Origin of the sequence: Citrobacter sp. Cpo126 (assembly GCF_030332445.1) — a bacterium.
In the GTDB taxonomy this organism is placed as follows: domain Bacteria; phylum Pseudomonadota; class Gammaproteobacteria; order Enterobacterales; family Enterobacteriaceae; genus Citrobacter; species Citrobacter portucalensis.
The window spans coordinates 44,230-63,966 of sequence record NZ_JAOWHT010000042.1; the positions used below are offsets into that span (position 1 = coordinate 44,230).

The following is a 19,737-nucleotide window of genomic DNA, read 5'->3' on the forward strand; positions in this document are numbered from 1 at the left end:
CTAATGCGTCTTATCCGGCCTACAGCATGCTGCCAACCGGCTGCTAGCATATACGAGGTAATGGTTCGGCGTGTGGTAAATCGAGGGTTCGTTTTACGCCGTAGAGTCCGGCAAGACGAACACCTTTACGTTCAACCACTTCACCAATCATTGCCGCATCGCGTCCTAACGGATGCGCGTGCAGCGCGGCAAGCACGCTTTCAGCGGCCTGACGCTCAACGGCAATCACCAGTTTGCCTTCGTTAGCAAAGTTGAGCGCATCCAGACCCAGCAGCTCGCAAACGCCACGCACCGCTGGCTTCACGGGCAGGGCAGCTTCAGACAGCTCAATACCAAATCCGCATGCAGCGGCAAATTCATGCGTGACCGCATTCACGCCGCCACGGGTGGCGTCACGAAGCGCCTTCACGCCAGGAATATCACGCAGTGTCTGGATAAGAGGTGTTAACACCGCGCAGTCGCTGACCAGTTCGCCATCCAGACCCAATTGCTCGCGTAGGTTAAGGATAGTTGCGCCGTGATCGCCAAGAGAGCCACTGACCAGCAGCACATCACCCACGCCGAGAGTCTGTGCGCCCCAGTGAATGTTGGCGGGAATTGCCCCCATTCCGGCAGTGTTAATGAACAGCTTGTCTGCTGCACCACGCTGCACGACTTTGGTATCGCCAGTCACGATGGCGATGCCTGCTTCGCGCGCGGTTGCTGCCATGCTGTTAACAACGGTTTTCAGTGTCTCCATCGGCAGACCCTCTTCGAGGATAAAACCGCAGGAGAGGTAGCGTGGAATAGCTCCGCTGACCGCGACATCGTTAGCCGTACCACAGATGGCCAGCTTGCCGATATTGCCGCCGGGGAAGAACAACGGATCGATAACGTAGCTGTCAGTTGAAAACGCCAGACGGTCGCCTTCTGCCACCAGTTGTGCCAGTTCCAGACGCGCCTGATCTTCTTGTTCCGCCAGCCACGGATTCGCGAAAGCCTCCATAAACAGACTGTTGATCAACTGCTGCATAGCCTGACCGCCGCTACCGTGGGCGAGTTGTACGCTGCTCATGCTTCACACTCCTGCTGACGATACTGATACCAGGCGGCACATGCGCCTTCTGAGGAGACCATCAGGGCGCCAAATGCGGTCTCCGGGTTACACGTTTTGCCAAATAACGGACACTGATGTGGTTTACATCTGCCCGTCAGCACTTCCCCACAACGCGCGCGCGGATCGTCATACACCTGCTGCGGCGCTGGCTGGAAATGTGCTTCGGCATCAAAGCGCTGATAGTCCGGCGTCAGGTGAACGCCAGAGGATTCGATAACGCCCAGACCGCGCCATTCGCTGTCACCATTGACGCAGAACACCTCGGCAATGGCCTGTTGCGCTAACGCGTTACCGGCATCCGGTACCACGCGGCGGTACTGGTTTTCTACCTGGCTTTGGGCTGCAATTTTCTGCTCAATTAACATCACTACGCCTTGCAGGAGATCGAGCGGTTCAAAACCGGCGACCACCAGCGGGCGATGGAAATCTGAAGCAATGAAGTTGTAGGCGTCGGTGCCAATTACCATGCTGACGTGGCCCGGTGCTAAAAAGGCGTCGATACCGTTGTCCGGCTGTTCCAGCAGGCTGCGCAGCGTAGGGATAAGCGTGATGTGCTGGCAGAAAAAGTAAAAGTTCTGCACGTCACGCTGCTTTGCCTGTTGCAGGGTGATAGCGGTCGTTGGCATTGTGGTTTCAAAACCCAGGCCAAAGAACACCACTTTACGCGTTGGGTTTTCCTGCGCCAGTTTCAGTGCATCCATCGGTGAGTAGACGATGCGGATATCCGCACCACGCGCCTTGGCTTGCAGCAGGGAGCCTTGCTTACCCGGGACGCGCATAGCGTCGCCAAAGGTGCAGAAAATTACTTCTGGATGGCTGGCAATTTCTACACAGCTGTCGATTCTGCCCATCGGCAGAACGCAAACCGGGCAACCCGGACCATGAATAAACTCCACGTTTTCCGGTAGCAACTGGTCGAGCCCGAATTTGAAGATAGCGTGGGTATGACCACCACAAACTTCCATGATCCGCAGCGGGCGTTCAGCCGTGTAGGAGAGGTGGGCGGCACGTTCGCACAGGTGCTCTATCAACTGCATCACCTGTTCTGGTGCGCGGTATTCGTCAACAAAACGCATTTATTTTTCCTCGCCGTACAGCAACGCGCCGACATCCGGCTCAACGTCAAACATGTTTTGCAGCGCGTCGAGCGTATCGCGCGCTTCAGCTTCATTAATGATGCTCATGGCAAAACCGACGTGGACCAGTACCCACTGGCCGAGACGCGGTTGGCCATGTTCATCACAGCTACCGACCAGCGTCAGGTCGACGTCGCGCTGAATACCGCAAACGTCGACTTTGGCCTGGTTGCCATCAATGGTGCGGATTTGACCAGGAACACCTATGCACATCGCTGCGTCTCCAGCCAGGAGAGCCATTGATCCATCCCTTCACCACTGGTGGCGGAAATTAGGATAATCTCAATCCCCGGGTTCACTTCCCGGGCGCTGGCGATGCATTTTTCAACGTCAAAATTGAGGTACGGCAATAGATCCACTTTGTTTAGCAGCATCAGCGATGCGGCGGCAAACATATGCGGGTATTTCAGCGGTTTGTCTTCACCTTCGGTTACTGAAAGCACGGCCACTTTATGGCGCTCGCCGAGGTCGAAGCTGGCCGGGCAGACCAGGTTGCCGACGTTTTCAATGAACAGAATACCGTTATCGTCAAGCGGCAAACGTGGCGCGGCGTCAGCAATCATTTGTGCGTCAAGGTGGCAACCTTTACCGGTGTTGACCTGAATGGCGGGTGTGCCTGTGGCGCGAATACGGGCGGCATCGTTCACCGTTTGCTGGTCACCTTCAATAACGGCGCACGGCACGCTATCTTTCAGCTTCATCAGCGTTTCGGTCAGCAGGGTAGTTTTACCAGAGCCCGGGCTTGAAACAAGGTTCAGCACCAGATGCTGACGGGCCGCAAAGCGGGCACGGTTGCGCTCGGCGAGGCGGTTGTTTTTGTCCAGTACGTCAATTTCCACTTCCAGCATACGGCGTTGGCTCATACCTGGTGCGTGGGTTCCGGCCTCACCGTGACCGTAGTGCAAATCGCCTTCTTCAGTCTGGCTCGGTGTGAAATTTGAGGTCTTCACACCGGTAATATTCAGCGCCGGACGAGCCGCCGGGGCAAATGGCGCGCTGCGAAACGCCGAGTGGGGATTATGCTCATCACCCTCTATATATAGGTTGCCTTCAGCGCAACCACATGTCGTACACATCGCTCACTCCTGATCTTTTTACTTGCGATACATCTGTTGCCGGATGGCTGCGTTGCCTTATCCGGCCTACAAACGAGCTGTTTCTGTAGGCTGGATAAGACGCTTAAGCGTCGCCATCCGGCGCTGGAGTTTCATCTATTTCAATACGTCGAATCTGTAAGCCGTCATCGGCCACAATTCTCAGCATATCGCTGTTGCATTGCGGGCATCGGCGCACGCGTTGCGTCAGTAACGTGACGTATTGCTGACAAGATTCGCACCAACATTCGGCTTCTTGTTCTTCGAGGTGGAGTTTACAACCTTCTGCAAGGGTCCCGCGGCATACCAGATCAAAACAAAAGGAGAGAGCGCTGGTTTCTACGCAAGAAAATGCGCCAATTTTGAGCCAGACCCCAGTTACTCGCTTAGCACCGTGTTGCGTGGCCTGTTGTTCAATCAATTCCAGTGCCCGTTGGCAGAGGGTTATTTCGTGCATACCGCCTCCTGTGAAGTTGACGTATTAAAAGCAATAAGCATGCCAGGTTGATTTTTTTCATTCGTGACAATGACGACGATGACGAAATGACATGTCGTCACCCGCCTTTGATTTTTTATCTATATGAAAATTAAGTAATTTAATTTTGGCATGAAATGTGCTTAAGGCTGTTCATCTCTGCTAAACGGGTAACCTGACATGACTATTTGGGAAATAAGCGAAAAAGCCGATTACATCGCTGAACGGCATCGTCGCCTACAGGACCAGTGGCGTATTTACTGCAACTCGCTGGTTCAGGGGATCACCCTGTCAAAAGCGCGTTTGCATCATGCGATGAGCTGCGCACCGGACAAGGATCTCTGCTTCGTCCTTTTTGAACACTTCACTATCTACGTCACGCTGGCGGACGGCTTTAACAGCCATACCATCGAATACTACGTCGAAACGAAAGACGGTGATGATAAGCAGCTGATTGCACAGGCAGAATTGACTATCGACGGTAAGGTCGATGAGCGTATTAGCAACCGCGATCGCGAGCAGGTGCTGGAGCACTATCTCGAAAAAATCGCCACCGTCTACGACAGCCTGTACACCGCGGTTGAGAACAATATGCCGGTGAATTTAAGCCAGCTGGTTGAGGGACACAGCCCGGCTTAAGCCTCGGGTGCTGCCCACTTTGTCATGGTGCGGTCTACATACTGCGTCACGACGTTTTAGGGAATGGGCATGTCGAAAAATGTCGAAATGACATTTGGTAGACATGTTTTCGTCAAAAATGACTATCACCTGAGGAATGCCTGGTGAATCGTTTTGTAATTGCTGACTCCACTCTTTGTATTGGCTGCCACACCTGTGAAGCCGCCTGCTCAGAGACACATCGCCAGCATGGCCTGCAGTCAATGCCGCGCCTGAAAGTGATGTTAAATGAAAAAGAATCCGCGCCGCAGCTTTGCCACCAGTGTGAAGATGCGCCTTGCGCCACCGTGTGTCCGGTTAATGCCATTAACCGCGTTGATGGCGCCGTACAGCTGAACGAAAGCCTGTGCGTAAGCTGCAAACTGTGCGGGATCGCTTGTCCGTTTGGCGCGATAGAGTTTTCCGGTAGCCGTCCGCTACACATTCCGGCAAACGCCAATACGCCAAAAGCGCCTCCGGCTCCGCCAGCGCCTGCTCGCGTGAGTTCGCTGTTGGACTGGGTTCCTGGCGTTCGTGCCATCGCGGTTAAATGCGATCTGTGTAGTTTTGACGAGCAAGGTCCTGCCTGCGTGCGCATGTGTCCGACCAAAGCCCTGCATCTGGTGAGCAACATGGATATCGCCCGCGCCAGCAAACGTAAGCGTGAGCTGACTTTCAATACCGATTTCGGCGATCTCACCTTGTTTCAGCAGGCTCAGAGTGGGGATGCAAAATGAGCGCAATTTCACTGATTAACAGCGGCGTGGCCTGGTTTACGGCTGCGGCGGTTCTGGCATTTCTGTTTTCATTTCATAAATCGCTGAGCGGCTGGATTGCTGGGGTTGGCGGTGCAGTCGGCAGCCTGTGTACGGCAGCCGCGGGTTTTACCGTTCTGACTAATGCGCTGGCGGTGAGCGGCGTGATGCCGTTTATTGGTCACAGTCTGCAAATTACTCCGCTTAATGCTATCTGGCTGATTACACTGGGCCTGTGCGGCCTGTTTGTCAGCCTGTACAACATTGACTGGCATCGTCATCCTCAGGTGAAAGCTAACGGCCTGCTGGTGAATCTGCTGATGGCCGCGGCGGTATGTGCGGTGGTTGCCAGCAACCTCGGTACGCTGGTGGTGATGGCGGAAATCATGGCGCTGTGTGCCGTGTTCCTCACCGGATGCAGTAAAGAAGGCAAACTGTGGTTTGCGCTGGGGCGTATTGGTACGCTGCTGCTGGCGGTCGCCTGCTACCTGGTGTGGCAACGTTACGGCACTCTGGAGCTGCGTCTGCTAGACCTGCGCACCCAGGAGCTGCCGCTCGGATCTGACATCTGGCTGCTGGGCGTGGCAGGTTTTGGCCTGCTGGCCGGGATTATTCCGCTCCACGGTTGGGTGCCACAGGCACACGCCAATGCCAGCGCACCGGCTGCTGCGCTGTTCTCTACCGTCGTCATGAAGGTTGGTCTGCTGGGTATTCTCTCCCTGTCGCTGCTGGGCGGTAACGCGCCGCTGTGGTGGGGGATTACGCTGCTGGTGCTGGGCATGATCACCGCGTTTGTTGGTGGTCTGTATGCGCTAATGGAACACAATATCCAGCGCCTGCTGGCGTACCACACGCTGGAAAACATCGGCATTATTCTGCTGGGTCTGGGCGCTGGCGTGACCGGAATTTCCCTGAATCAACCTGCGCTGATCGCGCTGGGTTTGACCGGCGGTCTGTACCACCTGGTAAACCACAGCTTGTTCAAAAGCGTTCTGTTCCTGGGTGCAGGCAGCATCTGGTTCCGTACCGGTCATCGTGATATCGAAAAACTGGGCGGTATCGGTAAACGTATGCCGGTTATCTCGCTGGCGATGCTGGTTGGTCTGATGGCGATGGCCGCACTGCCGCCGCTGAACGGTTTTGCCGGTGAGTGGGTTATCTACCAATCCTTCTTTAAGCTTGGCAACAGCGGCGCGTTTGTCGGTAGCCTGTTAGGGCCGTTGCTGGCGGTAGGGCTGGCAATTACCGGCGCGCTGGCGGTGATGTGTATGGCGAAAGTCTATGGCGTTACGTTCCTTGGCGCACCGCGCACGAAGGAAGCTGAAAATGCCTGCTGCGCGCCAATCCTGATGGGAGTGAGCGTCGTCGCGCTGGCTATCTGCTGCGTGATTGGCGGCGTTGCTGCGCCGTGGCTGCTGCCGATGATCTCCTCCGCCGTTCCGCTGCCGTTGGAAACCGCGAACACCACCGTTTCTCAGCCAATGATCACGCTGCTGCTGATCGCGTGTCCGCTGCTGCCGTTCATCATCATGGCCATTTTCAAAGGCAACCGTCTGCCGTCGCGTTCACGCGGTGCGGCATGGGTGTGTGGTTACGATCACGAGCAGTCAATGGTGATTACCGCGCACGGTTTTGCCATGCCGGTGAAAGAAGCCTTTGCCCCGGTACTCAAACTGCGTAAATGGCTGAACCCGGTATCACTGGTTCCGGGCTGGCAGAATGCGGCTGCACCGGTGCTATTCCGTCGCCTGGCGCTGATTGAGCTGGCGGTGCTGGTGGTGATTGTGGTTTCACGAGGAGCCTGAGAATGAGTGTTTTATATCCGTTAATTCAGGCGCTGGTGCTGTTTGCCGTTGCGCCGCTGCTGTCCGGTGTTACCCGCGTGGCGCGTGCGCGTTTGCACAATCGCCGCGGTCCGGGCGTTTTGCAGGAATACCGCGACATTATCAAACTGCTGGGCCGTCAGAGCATTGCGCCTGCGGATTCCAGCTGGGTTTTCCGCCTGACGCCGTTTGTGATGGTGGGCGTGATGCTGACTATCGCCACTGCGTTGCCGGTAGTGACCGTTGGCTCGCCGCTGCCACAACTGGGCGATCTGATCACCTTAATTTACCTGTTCGCCATCGCCCGTTTCTTCTTCTCTATCGCGGGACTGGATACCGGTAGCCCGTTTACCGCCATTGGCGCCAGCCGTGAAGCGATGCTCGGTGTGCTGGTTGAACCTATCCTGCTGCTGGGGCTGTGGGTAGCGGCACAGGTTGCGGGTTCAACCCATATCAGCAATATCGCCGATACCATTTACCACTGGCCTGCTGCGCGCAGCATCCCGCTGATTCTGGCACTGTGCGCCTGTGCTTTCGCCACCTTTATCGAAATGGGCAAACTGCCGTTCGATCTGGCGGAAGCAGAGCAGGAGCTGCAGGAAGGTCCATTGACTGAATACAGCGGCAGCGGTTTTGCCGTGCTGAAGTGGGGCATTAGCCTCAAACAGCTGGTCGTTCTGCAAATGTTCGTTGGCGTGTTCCTGCCGTGGGGACAGATGGAAACCTTCACCGCCGGTGGACTGCTGCTGGCGCTGGTGATTGCCGTCGTCAAGCTGGTCCTCGGCGTGCTGGTCATCGCCCTGTTCGAAAACAGCATGGCGCGTCTGCGTTTTTGCGCCACTTCACGCGTGACCTGGGCCGGTTTTGGGTTTGCGTTTTTAGCGTTCGTCTCCTTGCTGGTGGCGTGATTTAAGAGAGTTTGAGCATGTCTGAAGAAAAATTAGGTCAACAATATCTCGCTGCGCTGCACCAGGCCTTTCCGGGCGTGGTGCTGGATGAAGCCTGGCAGACCAAAGATCAGCTGACGATCACCGTCAAGGTGAACTACCTGCCGGAAGTGGTGGAGTTCCTGTACTACAAACAGGGCGGCTGGTTATCCGTACTGTTTGGTAACGACGAACGTCAGCTGTGCGGTCATTACGCCGTTTATTACGTAATGTCGATGGAGCAGGGCACCAAGTGCTGGATAACCGTCCGCGTTGAAGTCGATGCCAATAAACTGGAGTTCCCGTCCGTCACGCCGCGCGTTCCAGCAGCGGTCTGGGGCGAGCGTGAAGTGCGCGACATGTACGGTTTGATTCCGGTTGGTTTACCGGATGAGCGCCGTCTGGTGTTACCGGATGACTGGCCGGACGAACTCTATCCGCTGCGTAAAGACAGCATGGATTATCGTCAGCGCCCGGCGCCGACTACCGATGCTGAAACCTACGAGTTCATCAACGAACTGGGCGACAAGAAAAATAACGTGGTGCCGATTGGCCCGTTGCACGTCACCTCCGATGAACCCGGTCACTTCCGCCTGTTTGTTGACGGTGAGAACATCATCGACGCCGATTACCGTCTGTTCTATGTCCACCGCGGCATGGAGAAACTGGCGGAAACCCGTATGGGTTATAACGAAGTGACGTTCCTGTCAGATCGCGTGTGCGGCATCTGCGGCTTTGCGCATAGCACCGCTTATACCACCTCCGTTGAGAATGCGATGGGCATCGTGGTGCCGGAACGTGCGCAGATGATCCGCGCCATTCTGCTGGAAGTTGAGCGTCTGCACTCGCACCTGCTCAACCTCGGCCTGGCCTGTCACTTCACCGGTTTTGACTCCGGCTTTATGCAGTTCTTCCGCGTGCGTGAAACGTCGATGAAGATGGCGGAGATCCTCACCGGGGCGCGTAAAACCTACGGTCTGAACCTGATCGGCGGTATTCGTCGTGACCTGCTGAAAGAAGATATGATCCAGACCCGTCAACTGGCGCAGCAGATGCGTCGTGACGTGCAGGAACTGGTCGATATGCTGCTCAGCACGCCGAACATGGAACAGCGTACCGTTGGTATTGGTCGTCTTGATCCGGAAATTGCCCGTGACTTCAGTAACGTCGGCCCGATGGTTCGCGCCAGCGGCCACGCGCGTGACACCCGCGCCGATCACCCGTTTGTCGGCTATGGTCTGCTGCCGATGGAAGTTCACAGCGAGCAGGGCTGCGACGTTATTTCTCGCCTGAAAGTCCGTATTAATGAAGTCTACACCGCGCTGAATATGATCGACTTTGGTCTGGATAACCTGCCGGGCGGCCCGCTGATGGTGGAAGGCTTTACCTATATTCCTCACCGTTTCGCACTGGGCTTTGCTGAAGCGCCGCGTGGAGATGACATCCACTGGAGCATGACCGGCGACAACCAGAAACTGTATCGCTGGCGCTGCCGTGCGGCGACTTACGCCAACTGGCCGACGCTGCGCTACATGCTGCGTGGCAATACCGTTTCCGATGCCCCGCTGATTATCGGTAGCCTCGATCCTTGCTACTCCTGTACTGACCGTATGACTGTGGTTGATGTGCGTAAGAAGAAGAGCAAAGTCGTGCCGTACAAAGAACTTGAGCGCTACAGCATCGAGCGTAAAAACTCGCCGCTGAAATAAGGAATCGCCATGTTTACCTTTATCAAAAAAGTCATCAAAACCGGGGCACCGACGTCGTCGTATCCGCTGGAGCCGATTGCGGTCGATAAAAACTTCCGTGGCAAACCGGAACATAATCCGCAGCAGTGCATCGGCTGTGCGGCCTGTGTGAACGCGTGCCCGTCGAACGCGCTGACGGTAGAAACCGATCTGGTCACCAATGAGCTGGCGTGGCAGTTCAACCTTGGGCGCTGCATTTTCTGCGCCCGCTGCGAAGAAGTCTGCCCGACAGCGGCAATCAAGCTGTCGCAGGAGTATGAGCTGGCGGTGTGGAAGAAAGATGATTTCCTGCAGCAGTCTCGTTTTGCGCTGTGCAATTGCCGCGTATGTAACCGTCCGTTTGCGGTGCAAAAAGAGATTGATTACGCCATTGCGCTGCTTAAGCACAACGGTGATACCCGCGCGGAAAACCACCGTGAAAGCTTTGAGACCTGCCCGGACTGTAAGCGCCAGAAATGCCTGGTGCCGTCTGACCGTATTGAACTGACTCGCCATATGAAAGAGGCCAGCTGATGAGCAATTTATTAGGCCCACGTGACGCCAACGGTATTCCGGTACCGATGACGGTGGATGAATCCATTGCCAGCATGAAAGCGTCGCTGCTGAAAAGCATCAAGCGTTCAGCGTACGTTTACCGCGTGGACTGCGGCGGCTGCAACGGTTGCGAAATCGAAATCTTTGCTACGCTTTCTCCGCTGTTTGATGCCGAACGTTTTGGCATCAAAGTCGTCCCGTCACCGCGCCATGCGGATATTCTGCTGTTTACCGGCGCGGTAACCCGTGCCATGCGCTCTCCGGCGCTGCGTGCCTGGCAGTCTGCGCCAGATCCGAAAATTTGTATCTCTTACGGTGCCTGCGGTAACAGCGGCGGTATCTTCCACGACTTATACTGCGTATGGGGCGGCACGGACAAAATCGTACCGGTGGACGTGTATATTCCAGGTTGTCCGCCGACGCCTGCGGCAACGCTGTATGGTTTTGCCATGGCGCTGGGTCTGCTGGAGCAAAAAATTCACGCGCGTGCGCCGGGTGAACTGGACGAACAGCCGGCGGAAATTCTGCATCCGGACATGGTTCAGCCGCTGCGCGTGAAGGTGGATCGCGAGGCTCGCCGTCTGGCGGGATACCGCTATGGTCGCCAGATTGCTGATGACTATATGACGCAGTTAGGGCAGGGCGAGCATCAGGTGGCGCGCTGGCTGGAAGCGGAAAACGATCCGCGTCTGACCGAGATCGTCACGCATCTTAATCATGTTGTCGAAGAGGCGCGTATCCGATGAGTGAAACGGTGGTGTTCAGTCAACTGAGCCGTAAGTTTATTGATGAGAACGATGCGACGCCTGCTGAGGCGCAGCAGGTTGTCTATTACAGCCTGGCGATTGGTCACCACCTTGGGATCATCGATTGCCTGGAAGCGGCGTTAACTTGTCCATGGGACGAATATTTGGCATGGATTGCTACCCTTGCTGAGGGAAGCGAAGCCCGCCGGAAAATGGAAGGCGTGCCGAAATACGGCGAGATCGTTATCGATTTCAACCATGTACAAATGCTGGCGCGCGCGTTCGATGATGCGCGTGCCGTGCAGACCCCGCAGCAGCAGGAATGGAGCAAGCTGATGCTTAGCATGCTGCACGACATACACCAGGAAAGCGCCATCTATCTGATGGTGAGGAGACACCGTGACTGACGTTTTATTATGTGTGGGTAACAGCATGATGGGCGATGACGGCGCGGGCCCGCTGCTGGCTGAAATGTGTGCTGCAAATCCTCAAGGCAACTGGGTTGTCATTGACGGCGGTAGCGCGCCGGAGAACGATATTGTCGCCATTCGTGAACTGCGTCCGCAACGTTTGTTGATTGTTGATGCCACCGATATGGGGCTGAACCCCGGTGAAATCCGCATTATCGATCCTGATGACATTGCCGAGATGTTTATGATGACCACCCACAACATGCCGCTGAACTACCTGGTAGATCAGCTGAAAGACGATGTTGGTGAGGTAATTTTCCTCGGCATTCAACCGGACATCGTCGGTTTTTACTACCCGATGACACAGCCGATCAAAGATGCGGTTGATACCGTCTATCAGCGATTAGCCAGTTGGGAAGGACACGGTGGATTCTCCGAGCTGGAAGCACCAGAAGAGTAAACCGTATCAGTGCCGGATGTGAACGACATCCGGCCTGTTTTCCCAGCGTATCCTCGTCATTCAATTGCCTGCTCAATAATTAATTTCCCCTGCATCACTGATACATTCACTGCCGTACCGGTCGGAAATCCAGCTTGTTCCAGCCAGTCGCCGTTCAGCGTGAGTGAGGCGTGACGACTGATTCGTCGCGTATAACCCGTTTTTGGATCTTCATGGCGTTTTCTGACATAGCTGACTTTCAAGCGACGTACCGGTTTGGTGATTGCCACCGCTGTTTTGCCCTTTTTATCAAACATGCACGCTTCCTTGTGGTGAACGGCCAGGATTAAAAACTACTGAATAAAATGCCAGTAAAAAAGGGGGAGGGCAAACCTGAAACTGGAAGGACGATTCCAAATCCGGAATGTAATAAATGAAATGAAAATGTGTACTTCTGCCGGAAGGTTGTAACCCCCTCCGGCAGATCCGTCATGCCAGATCGGCACCGTTACTGGCGATGACTTTTTTGTACCACCAGAATGATTTCTTGCGTGTACGTGCCAGCGTGCCGTTGCCCGCGTCATCGCGGTCCACATATACAAAACCGTAGCGTTTGCTCATCTCTCCGGTTGAGGCTGAAACCAGATCGATACAGCCCCAGGAGGTGTAACCCATCAGCGGCACGCCATCTTCAATCGCGTCTGCCATGGCGCGAATATGTTCGCGTAAATAGCTGATGCGATAGTCGTCATTGATCTCACCGTTAGCATCGATTTCATCTTTCGCTCCCAGCCCGTTTTCCACCAGAAACAGCGGTTTCTGGTAGCGGTCATACATCATATTCATGGTGATGCGCAGGCCGAGTGGATCGATTCCCCAGCCCCATTCACTGGCGGCAATGTACGGATTACGCAGCGACTTCACCACGTTGGCGGCACTAGTATTGCCCGTGTTCATTTCAGCGGAGGCGCAGCGCGATGCGTAATAGCTGAAAGAGACGAAATCGACGGTGTTTTTCAGGATGTCGTCATCTTCCGGGGCTTTTTCGATTACCACGCCTTTTTCGCGAAACACGCGGGCAGAGTAAGCCGGGTAGGCCCCGCGCGCCTGCACATCAATGAAGAACAGGTTTTCACGGTCTTTTTCCAGTGCGGTCCACACATCTTCCGGCTTGCACGAGTAAGGATAAAAATTACCGCCAGCCAGCATACAACCGACTTGGTTTTGCGGATTAATTTCATGGGCTATTTTAGTCGCCAGGGCGCTGGCTATCAGTTCGTGGTGAGCGGACTGATATTTTACCTGATCCTGATTTTCACCTTCTTCAAATACCAGCCCGGCGCCTGAAAAGGGGCTGTGCAGCATAATGTTGATTTCGTTGAACGTCAGCCAGTACTTCACCAGACCGTCAAAGGCCTCGAAGCAGGTACGGGCGTAGCGGGTAAAGAACTCCACCATTTTGCGGTTACGCCAGGAGCCGTACTCGGTGACCAGATGCATAGGCACATCGAAGTGACACAGCGTGACTAATGGCTCAATACCGTATTTTTTACACTCGGCAAACACGGCCCGATAAAACGCAATTCCGTCTTCATTCGGCGTCAGCTCGTCGCCGTTAGGGTAGAGGCGGCTCCAGGCAATGGAAGTACGAAAAACCGTAAACCCCATTTCCGCCATTAGCGCGATATCTTCTTTATAGCGATGATAAAAGTCGATCGCCTGATGGCTGGGATAAAATTCGTCATCCCGCAGCGTAAAGCGCTTTTCCTGACCCAGTTTGACGGGCATGCGGTGTGTGCCGTGGGGGATCATATCGACGGTAGTCAGCCCTTTGCCGCCTTCCCGGTATGCCCCTTCAGATTGGTTGGCGGCCAGTGCGCCGCCCCATAAAAATCCTTGCGGAAAAACAGACATAATTAACCTCAGTTCGTACCAGTCAAATGCTGGCTCCATTGATATTGCCCGGTTGTGCGGCCTGGTTTTTTCTGGCCTGCGCGGCTGCATCTTCGACAGGAATATCTTCAAAGCCGAGAATCAGCGTTAGTACAAAAGAAAGCACTACCGCCAGCGCCATCACGCCAAATACCCAAACGATGGTCATCGGATTGGCCGGATCGAAAAACTGGACGCTGGTGAACAGACCTGGAGCCGCCATGGAGTGGCTTGCAAGCCCGGCCATTCCAGCAACAGCACCGCAGATAAAACCGCTGATAAGGCTCGCAATCAGCGGACGTTTCAGGCGGATTGCCACGCCATACAGCGCGGGTTCGGAAATGCCCGCCATGATGGCTGAGGCGGCGGCCGCCAACGCCGTCTGGCGCAGCTCCGGGTTTTTGGTTTTCCATGCCACTGCCAGCGATGAACCACCTAACGACAAATTGGCGCCAATTTCCGATGGCATTACCATGCCTTCTTTTCCGGTTTCGGCAATGGTCTGAATAATGGTTGGCGTAAAGACACGGTGCATACCGGTCATTACCAGCAGCGGCCACAGCGCGCCCATAATGGCCACTGACAGCCAGCCGAGATAGCCGTGGATGGTATAGACCAGCGCTGAAATCGCGCTACCAATCCAGATACCGATCGGGCCAATGATGACGATGGCGAGCGGGGCGGCGATCAGCACGATCAGCATCGGTTTGAGGAAGTTTTTGGTCACCGCCGGAGTTATACGATCGACCCAACGTTCGATGTATGACAAGCACCAGGTCATGACCAGCGCCGGGATCACCGTGTAGGTGTATTTCACCGCCGTCACTGGGATCAGGGCAAACTCAACGTGCTCACCCTGCGCGGCCTTCGCCATCAGGTCGATAAAGCTGGGATGCACCAGTACGCCCGCGATGGCGATAGCCAGCGACATGTTGGTTTTGAATTTGATAGCGGCCGACGCGGCGACCATCAGCGGCAGGAAGAAGAATGCACCGTCGCCAATGACGGTCAGAATGGTGAGCGTGGACGATCCTTTCACCAGCACGCCGGTCATTTCCAGAACCATCGCCAGCAGCTTGAGCATAGATCCGCCGATAATCGCCGGGATCAACGGCGACATTGTGCCGATCAGCGCATCAAGGATCCCCGCGCCAATCCGCTTCAGCGTCAGTCGGGGTTTGATTTGCGGCTCAGCAGGCTGCATGTTGGCAGGCAACAGGCTGACCACTTCACGATACGCCTGCGAAACGGTGTTGCCGATAATCACCTGACATTGGTTCTCGTTGCGCACCACGCCCAGCACGCCAGTGAGGGTTTTCAGCGTCGCGCTGTCGACCTGCGAGTCATCTTTAATAACGAAACGCAAACGGGTCATACAGTGGGTCACTGCTGTGATGTTGTCGACGCCTCCCAGAGCCGTCACAACGGAGCGCGCCAGCGCTGCATAATTCTTGGACATCGGATTTAATCCTGTTTTATCAGTAGAGTACGTTATTTTTTATCCGTTTACGTGGATCGCTTTTCTGGGTTGATGAAACGCAGATAGGAAACCGGTTCCACAAAATCATGTTTAAATTGTATTAACTGATCAAGATTTAATTTTGATCAATTTTTGTAATTGTGACTCCGATCACCAGATGTCAGCGTCTGCGATTTAGCAGCAAGGACAGCGGCAAAACGGTGCAGTACACTGCGTCACATTGAGAGAAAAGGGATGAGTAATATGACCACGATGCTGGAGGTGGCGAAGCGTGCCGGAGTGTCGAAAGCGACGGTTTCCCGGGTGCTTTCCGGAAACGGCTATGTCAGCCAGGAAACCAAAGACCGCGTGTTTCAGGCCATTGAAGAGAGTGGTTACCGCCCAAATTTGCTGGCGCGCAGTCTCGCGGCGAAAACCACGCAGACACTGGGTCTGGTGGTAACAAACACCCTTTATCACGGCGTCTATTTCAGCGAACTGCTGTTTCATACCGCGCGGATGGCGGAAGATAAAGGGCGCCAGCTGTTACTGGCTGACGGTAAGCATAGCGCTGAGGAAGAGCGCCAGGCGATCCAGTACCTGCTCGACCTGCGCTGTGACGCGATTATGATTTATCCGCGTTTTCTCAGCGTGGATGAGATAGATGACATCATCGATGCCCACAGCCAGCCGATTATGGTGCTTAATCGACGCCTGCGGAAAAACAGTAGCCATAGCGTATGGTGCGATCAAAAGCAGACCAGCTTTAACGCCGTTACTCAGCTCATTGCCGCCGGGCATAAAGAGATTGGTTTTATTACCGGCTCGATGGATTCGCCAACCGGCGTGGAGCGACTTTCAGGCTATAAAGACGCGCTGGTACATCATGGGATCACGCTAAATAATGATCTGATTGTTAAAGGGAAATGGACGCCAGCCTGCGGCGCAGCGGGTGTGGATACTTTGCTTTCGCGCAAGGTCAATTTTACCGCATTGGTGGCCAGCAATGACGATATGGCGATCGGTGCGATGAAGCAGTTGCACGAGCATGGTGTGAGCGTTCCCGCACAGGTGTCGGTGATTGGCTTTGATGATATCGCCCTCGCGCCATACACTATTCCGGCGCTTTCCAGCGTTAAAATTCCGGTAACAGAAATGATTCAGGAAACGATTGGGCGTCTGATCTTTATGCTAGGTGACGGGGCGTTTACGCCGTCAAAGACCTTCACCGGTGAACTCATTGCGCGCGACTCAGTTGCGCCGCCCGTTTCGCGCTGACGGCTGTCATTTGTCATCGTCACTAGTGACGATGACACGCCCTTCTTGCGTTCTTCAGAATAAAATTCCTTTAATAACAGTAAATTAAATTCTGGCACGATTTGTGTATGCTTCGGCAGATATTCTGTCATTGCTGGAGAAATTGATGAACCGTTTCATCATTGCAGACGCCAATAAATGCATTGGTTGCCGTACCTGTGAAGTGGCCTGCGTGGTATCCCATCAGGATAACCAGGACTGCGCATCGCTGACCCCTGAAACCTTTTTACCCCGCATTCACGTCATCAAAGGTGTTAATGTCTCCACGGCGACGCTGTGCCGCCAGTGCGAAGACGCGCCGTGCGCTAATGTCTGTCCGAACGGTGCGATCAGCCGTGATAAAGGTTTTGTCCACGTAATGCAGGAACGCTGCATTGGCTGTAAAACCTGCGTTGTGGCTTGTCCTTACGGCGCAATGGAAGTGGTCGTGCGTCCGGTCGTGCGTAACAGCGGCGCAGGTCTGAACGTCCGTGCAGAAAAAGCTGAAGCCAATAAGTGCGACCTGTGCCACCATCGTGAGGCCGGTCCTGCCTGTATGGAAGTGTGCCCGACTCACGCGCTGATATATGTGGATCGCAATAAGCTTGAGCAACTGAGCGCGGAAAAACGTCGTCGCGCCGCGCTGGATTCCACCGCATCTTTGCTGTTCTGATATCTGAAAATCCGCGTAAAATACGGTAGTACTTATGCCGGATGGCGGCTTTGCCTTATCCGGCCTACTGTTCGCATCCACGTAGGCCTGATAAGCGTAGCGCCATCAGGCAAACCGGGATAGATGACTGCGGGAACGACTTAATGACAATAAACAACCACTCCGGCGTACAGCTGCGTATTCGCGGCAAAGTACAGGGCGTCGGATTTCGCCCCTACGTCTGGCAACTGGCGCAGCGCTTACAACTGCATGGCGATGTGTGTAACGACGGCGACGGTGTGGTTGTGCGCTTACAGGAAGGTCCGGCGGAATTTATTGCGCAGTTGTATCAACACTGCCCACCGCTGGCACGCATTGACAGCGTTGAGAGCGAACCATTCGCCTGGACGCAGCAGCCTGCCGATTTCTCGATTCGTCAAAGTGCTGGCGGTACGATGAATACGCAAATCGTTCCGGATGCCGCGACCTGTCCCGAATGCCTTGTTGAAATGAACACCCCCGGCGAACGTCGTTACCGATACCCCTTTATCAACTGCACCCACTGTGGTCCGCGTTTTACGATTATCCGCGCGATGCCCTACGATCGTCCGTTTACCGTAATGGCGTCATTCCCACTCTGCGCGCAATGTGACATAGAGTATCGCGATCCGTACGACCGTCGATTCCACGCCCAGCCAGTTGCTTGTCCGGCATGCGGCCCTCATCTGGAGTGGTTCTGTGCGGGTGAGCGAGCGGAGAAAGAAGTGGCGCTGCAGGCGGCGGTATCGCGGCTGAAAGCAGGCGGTATTGTGGCGGTTAAAGGCATTGGTGGGTTTCATCTGGTGTGCGATGCGCGAAATGATAACGCCGTAGCGCTACTCAGGCTGCGCAAACACCGTCCGGCGAAACCTCTGGCAGTGATGCTGCCCTCTGATGAGGGATTGCCTGAACCCGCTCGTCGTTTGCTGACTACCCCTGCTGCGCCGATCGTGCTGGTGCAGAAACGCTATGTCGCTGCATTGAGCGAGGGTATTGCGCCAGGGTTAACGGAGGTTGGCGTCATGCTGCCAGCGAATCCGTTACAGCATTTACTCTTACAAGAGATGAATTGTCCGCTGGTGATGACCTCTGGCAACCTCAGCGGCAGGCCACCGGCCATTACTAACGCCCAGGCACTGGAAGATTTACATGACATTGCCGACGGTTTCCTGCTGCATAATCGCGAAATTGTGCAGCGGATGGATGACTCCGTGGTGCGTGACAGTGGGGAAATGCTGCGTCGTTCCCGAGGTTATGTGCCGGATGCGGTCGCACTACCACCAGGATTTCGCGACGTGCCGCCGATGCTGTGCCTAGGGGCGGATCTGAAAAATACTTTCTGTCTGGTCCGTGGTGAACAGGCGGTTATCAGCCAGCATTTGGGCGATCTTAGCGATGACGGCATTCAGCAACAGTGGCGTGATGCGCTACGCCTGATCCAGAACATTTATGACTTTACGCCGCAGCGTATCGTGCATGATGCACACCCTGGCTATGTTTCCAGCCAATGGGCCAGTGAAATGGAGCTGCCAACTGAAACGGTGCTGCATCACCATGCGCATGCCGCTGCGTGTCTTGCGGAGCACGGCTGGCCGCTCAATGGCGGTGATGTGATTGCTCTGACGCTAGACGGTATCGGTATGGGGGAAAACGGCGCGCTGTGGGGTGGGGAGTGTTTGCGGGTTAACTATCGTGAATGTGAACACCTTGGCGGCTTACCGGCGGTAGCGCTGGCGGGCGGCGATCTGGCGGCAAAACAGCCGTGGCGTAATCTGCTCGCGCAGTGCCTGCGTTTTGTTCCTGACTGGCAGCGTTATCCGGAAACATCGGTGCTGCAACATCAAAACTGGAACGTGCTGGCGCGCGCTATTGAACGGGGAATTAACGCTCCGCTGGCGTCATCGTGCGGACGACTGTTTGATGCCGTTGCTGCCGCGTTGCAATGTGCACCGGAATCATTGAGTTATGAAGGTGAAGCGGCCTGTGCGCTTGAGGCGATGGCATCGCAATGTGATGGCGTTGATCACCCAGTCACGGTGCCGCTTGATGACAATCATCTGGACTTAACGGTTTTTTGGCAGCAATGGCTGAACTGGCAGGCCAAACCAGCGGAAAGGGCGTGGGCGTTTCACGACGCGCTGGCGCGTGGATTTGCCACTCTGATGCGAATGCAGGCCGAAGCGCGCGGGATTAAGACGTTAGTATTTAGCGGTGGCGTGATGCATAACCGCTTATTGTCGGCCCGTCTGGCGTTTTATCTGCGTGATTTTACCTTACTGTTCCCGCAGCGTTTACCGGCGGGCGACGGCGGGTTGTCATTGGGGCAGGGCGTGATTGCCGCAGCGCGAGCATTGGCGAAAAAATAAAAAAAGCCCCGGGACTGGCGGGGCAAGGAAAACATGTCGGGGCATACCGACAAGTGGCAACGCACATCCATGTGCGTGAGGTTAATAAATCAGTAGCAGCGTTGCCGGGCAAAGTCGCAGGCCGGATAAGACGCGAAGCGGCACCATCCGGCAT

20 protein-coding genes are annotated in these 19,737 nt (G+C 55.1%); 12 read left to right on the forward strand and 8 right to left on the reverse strand.

Annotated elements, in window-relative coordinates; translation table 11 throughout:
* Window positions 1–43: 43 nt before the first annotated feature.
* From hypE to hypA, 5 genes are all read right to left on the reverse strand, one after another.
* Window positions 44–1,054, reverse strand: a complete 1,011-nt coding sequence (gene hypE, locus OGY17_RS19510) for a hydrogenase maturation carbamoyl dehydratase HypE (protein WP_234103182.1) — start codon at window positions 1,052–1,054, stop codon at window positions 44–46.
* Window positions 1,051–2,172 (reverse strand): hydrogenase formation protein HypD, encoded by a 1,122-nt coding sequence (gene hypD / locus OGY17_RS19515; RefSeq protein WP_003825899.1) that lies wholly within the window; start codon window positions 2,170–2,172, stop codon window positions 1,051–1,053. Before hypD ends, hypE begins: the two co-directional genes overlap by 4 nt.
* Window positions 2,173–2,445 (reverse strand): hydrogenase 3 maturation protein HypC, encoded by a 273-nt coding sequence (gene hypC, locus OGY17_RS19520; protein WP_003037411.1) that lies wholly within the window; start codon window positions 2,443–2,445, stop codon window positions 2,173–2,175. It abuts the gene before it with no gap.
* The gene (gene hypB, locus OGY17_RS19525) at window positions 2,436–3,308 is read right to left on the reverse strand and encodes a hydrogenase nickel incorporation protein HypB (RefSeq protein ID WP_003037409.1); all 873 of its coding nucleotides are present in this window, start codon (window positions 3,306–3,308) and stop codon (window positions 2,436–2,438) included. The genes hypC and hypB overlap by 10 nt, the downstream gene beginning before the upstream one ends.
* Before the next feature lie 103 nt (window positions 3,309–3,411).
* Window positions 3,412–3,783, reverse strand: coding sequence for a hydrogenase maturation nickel metallochaperone HypA (hypA, locus tag OGY17_RS19530; protein ID WP_008785634.1), 372 nt, complete (start codon window positions 3,781–3,783; stop codon window positions 3,412–3,414).
* Window positions 3,784–3,981: 198 nt separating this feature from the next.
* Between hypA and hycA the strand changes: the two genes are divergently transcribed.
* From hycA to hycI, 9 genes are all read left to right on the forward strand, one after another.
* Window positions 3,982–4,440, forward strand: coding sequence for a formate hydrogenlyase regulator HycA (gene hycA / locus OGY17_RS19535; RefSeq protein WP_008785633.1), 459 nt, complete (start codon window positions 3,982–3,984; stop codon window positions 4,438–4,440).
* Window positions 4,441–4,583: 143 nt separating this feature from the next.
* Window positions 4,584–5,195, forward strand: coding sequence for a formate hydrogenlyase subunit HycB (hycB, locus tag OGY17_RS19540; protein ID WP_003825909.1), 612 nt, complete (start codon window positions 4,584–4,586; stop codon window positions 5,193–5,195).
* On the forward strand, window positions 5,192–7,018 hold the full coding sequence (hycC, locus tag OGY17_RS19545; RefSeq protein WP_003825912.1) for a formate hydrogenlyase subunit 3: 1,827 nt from the start codon (window positions 5,192–5,194) through the stop codon (window positions 7,016–7,018). Before hycB ends, hycC begins: the two co-directional genes overlap by 4 nt.
* Before the next feature lie 2 nt (window positions 7,019–7,020).
* Window positions 7,021–7,944 (forward strand): respiratory chain complex I subunit 1 family protein, encoded by a 924-nt coding sequence (locus tag OGY17_RS19550; RefSeq protein WP_003825914.1) that lies wholly within the window; start codon window positions 7,021–7,023, stop codon window positions 7,942–7,944.
* Window positions 7,945–7,961: 17 nt separating this feature from the next.
* A complete protein-coding gene (gene hycE / locus OGY17_RS19555) occupies window positions 7,962–9,671 on the forward strand; it encodes a formate hydrogenlyase subunit HycE (RefSeq protein ID WP_003037393.1) in 1,710 nt (569 codons plus the stop codon).
* Between the two features lie 9 nt (window positions 9,672–9,680).
* Window positions 9,681–10,223 carry a formate hydrogenlyase complex iron-sulfur subunit gene (locus OGY17_RS19560; protein WP_032944742.1) on the forward strand — a complete coding sequence of 181 codons (543 nt, stop codon included), beginning with the start codon at window positions 9,681–9,683 and terminating at the stop codon, window positions 10,221–10,223.
* Complete coding sequence (hycG, locus tag OGY17_RS19565) at window positions 10,223–10,990, forward strand: formate hydrogenlyase subunit HycG (protein WP_003037388.1); 768 nt, start codon at window positions 10,223–10,225, stop codon at window positions 10,988–10,990. The genes OGY17_RS19560 and hycG overlap by 1 nt, the downstream gene beginning before the upstream one ends.
* The gene (locus tag OGY17_RS19570) at window positions 10,987–11,397 is read left to right on the forward strand and encodes a formate hydrogenlyase maturation HycH family protein (protein ID WP_003037385.1); all 411 of its coding nucleotides are present in this window, start codon (window positions 10,987–10,989) and stop codon (window positions 11,395–11,397) included. The genes hycG and OGY17_RS19570 overlap by 4 nt, the downstream gene beginning before the upstream one ends.
* The gene (gene hycI / locus OGY17_RS19575) at window positions 11,390–11,860 is read left to right on the forward strand and encodes a hydrogenase maturation peptidase HycI (RefSeq protein ID WP_167820602.1); all 471 of its coding nucleotides are present in this window, start codon (window positions 11,390–11,392) and stop codon (window positions 11,858–11,860) included. Before OGY17_RS19570 ends, hycI begins: the two co-directional genes overlap by 8 nt.
* A gap of 56 nt (window positions 11,861–11,916) precedes the next feature.
* Here the strand turns inward: hycI and OGY17_RS19580 are convergent, their stop codons facing one another.
* From OGY17_RS19580 to ascF, 3 genes are all read right to left on the reverse strand, one after another.
* Window positions 11,917–12,156, reverse strand: a complete 240-nt coding sequence (locus OGY17_RS19580; RefSeq protein WP_008785630.1) for a SymE family type I addiction module toxin — start codon at window positions 12,154–12,156, stop codon at window positions 11,917–11,919.
* Between the two features lie 172 nt (window positions 12,157–12,328).
* Window positions 12,329–13,753 carry a 6-phospho-beta-glucosidase gene (locus OGY17_RS19585; RefSeq protein ID WP_008785629.1) on the reverse strand — a complete coding sequence of 475 codons (1,425 nt, stop codon included), beginning with the start codon at window positions 13,751–13,753 and terminating at the stop codon, window positions 12,329–12,331.
* Between the two features lie 22 nt (window positions 13,754–13,775).
* Entirely contained in the window at window positions 13,776–15,230 is a 1,455-nt protein-coding gene (gene ascF / locus OGY17_RS19590; protein ID WP_032944740.1) for a PTS cellobiose/arbutin/salicin transporter subunit IIBC, read from the reverse strand.
* A 264-nt stretch (window positions 15,231–15,494) separates the two neighbouring features.
* Between ascF and OGY17_RS19595 the strand changes: the two genes are divergently transcribed.
* The 3 genes from OGY17_RS19595 (at window position 15,495) to hypF (ending at window position 19,583) form a co-directional block, all read left to right on the forward strand.
* Window positions 15,495–16,508: a LacI family DNA-binding transcriptional regulator gene (locus OGY17_RS19595; RefSeq protein WP_286608252.1), complete on the forward strand. Its 1,014-nt coding sequence runs from the start codon at window positions 15,495–15,497 to the stop codon at window positions 16,506–16,508.
* Window positions 16,509–16,653: 145 nt separating this feature from the next.
* Window positions 16,654–17,199 carry an electron transport protein HydN gene (gene hydN, locus OGY17_RS19600; protein WP_003037366.1) on the forward strand — a complete coding sequence of 182 codons (546 nt, stop codon included), beginning with the start codon at window positions 16,654–16,656 and terminating at the stop codon, window positions 17,197–17,199.
* Window positions 17,200–17,342: 143 nt separating this feature from the next.
* A complete protein-coding gene (gene hypF, locus OGY17_RS19605) occupies window positions 17,343–19,583 on the forward strand; it encodes a carbamoyltransferase HypF (protein ID WP_286608103.1) in 2,241 nt (746 codons plus the stop codon).
* Window positions 19,584–19,737 lie beyond the last annotated feature (154 nt).

Coding starts and splice junctions, on each gene's coding strand:
- hypC (WP_003037411.1), bottom strand. CDS start 2,445: ATGTGCATAGGTGTTCCTGGTCAAATCCGCACCATTGATGGCAACCAG.
- hydN (WP_003037366.1), top strand. CDS start 16,654: ATGAACCGTTTCATCATTGCAGACGCCAATAAATGCATTGGTTGCCGT.
- hycE (WP_003037393.1), top strand. CDS start 7,962: ATGTCTGAAGAAAAATTAGGTCAACAATATCTCGCTGCGCTGCACCAG.
- hypA (WP_008785634.1), bottom strand. CDS start 3,783: ATGCACGAAATAACCCTCTGCCAACGGGCACTGGAATTGATTGAACAA.
- ascF (WP_032944740.1), bottom strand. CDS start 15,230: ATGTCCAAGAATTATGCAGCGCTGGCGCGCTCCGTTGTGACGGCTCTG.
- OGY17_RS19570 (WP_003037385.1), top strand. CDS start 10,987: ATGAGTGAAACGGTGGTGTTCAGTCAACTGAGCCGTAAGTTTATTGAT.
- hycG (WP_003037388.1), top strand. CDS start 10,223: ATGAGCAATTTATTAGGCCCACGTGACGCCAACGGTATTCCGGTACCG.
- OGY17_RS19560 (WP_032944742.1), top strand. CDS start 9,681: ATGTTTACCTTTATCAAAAAAGTCATCAAAACCGGGGCACCGACGTCG.
- OGY17_RS19595 (WP_286608252.1), top strand. CDS start 15,495: ATGACCACGATGCTGGAGGTGGCGAAGCGTGCCGGAGTGTCGAAAGCG.
- OGY17_RS19550 (WP_003825914.1), top strand. CDS start 7,021: ATGAGTGTTTTATATCCGTTAATTCAGGCGCTGGTGCTGTTTGCCGTT.
- OGY17_RS19585 (WP_008785629.1), bottom strand. CDS start 13,753: ATGTCTGTTTTTCCGCAAGGATTTTTATGGGGCGGCGCACTGGCCGCC.
- hycA (WP_008785633.1), top strand. CDS start 3,982: ATGACTATTTGGGAAATAAGCGAAAAAGCCGATTACATCGCTGAACGG.
- hypE (WP_234103182.1), bottom strand. CDS start 1,054: ATGAGCAGCGTACAACTCGCCCACGGTAGCGGCGGTCAGGCTATGCAG.
- hypD (WP_003825899.1), bottom strand. CDS start 2,172: ATGCGTTTTGTTGACGAATACCGCGCACCAGAACAGGTGATGCAGTTG.
- hypF (WP_286608103.1), top strand. CDS start 17,343: ATGACAATAAACAACCACTCCGGCGTACAGCTGCGTATTCGCGGCAAA.
- OGY17_RS19580 (WP_008785630.1), bottom strand. CDS start 12,156: ATGTTTGATAAAAAGGGCAAAACAGCGGTGGCAATCACCAAACCGGTA.
- hypB (WP_003037409.1), bottom strand. CDS start 3,308: ATGTGTACGACATGTGGTTGCGCTGAAGGCAACCTATATATAGAGGGT.
- hycC (WP_003825912.1), top strand. CDS start 5,192: ATGAGCGCAATTTCACTGATTAACAGCGGCGTGGCCTGGTTTACGGCT.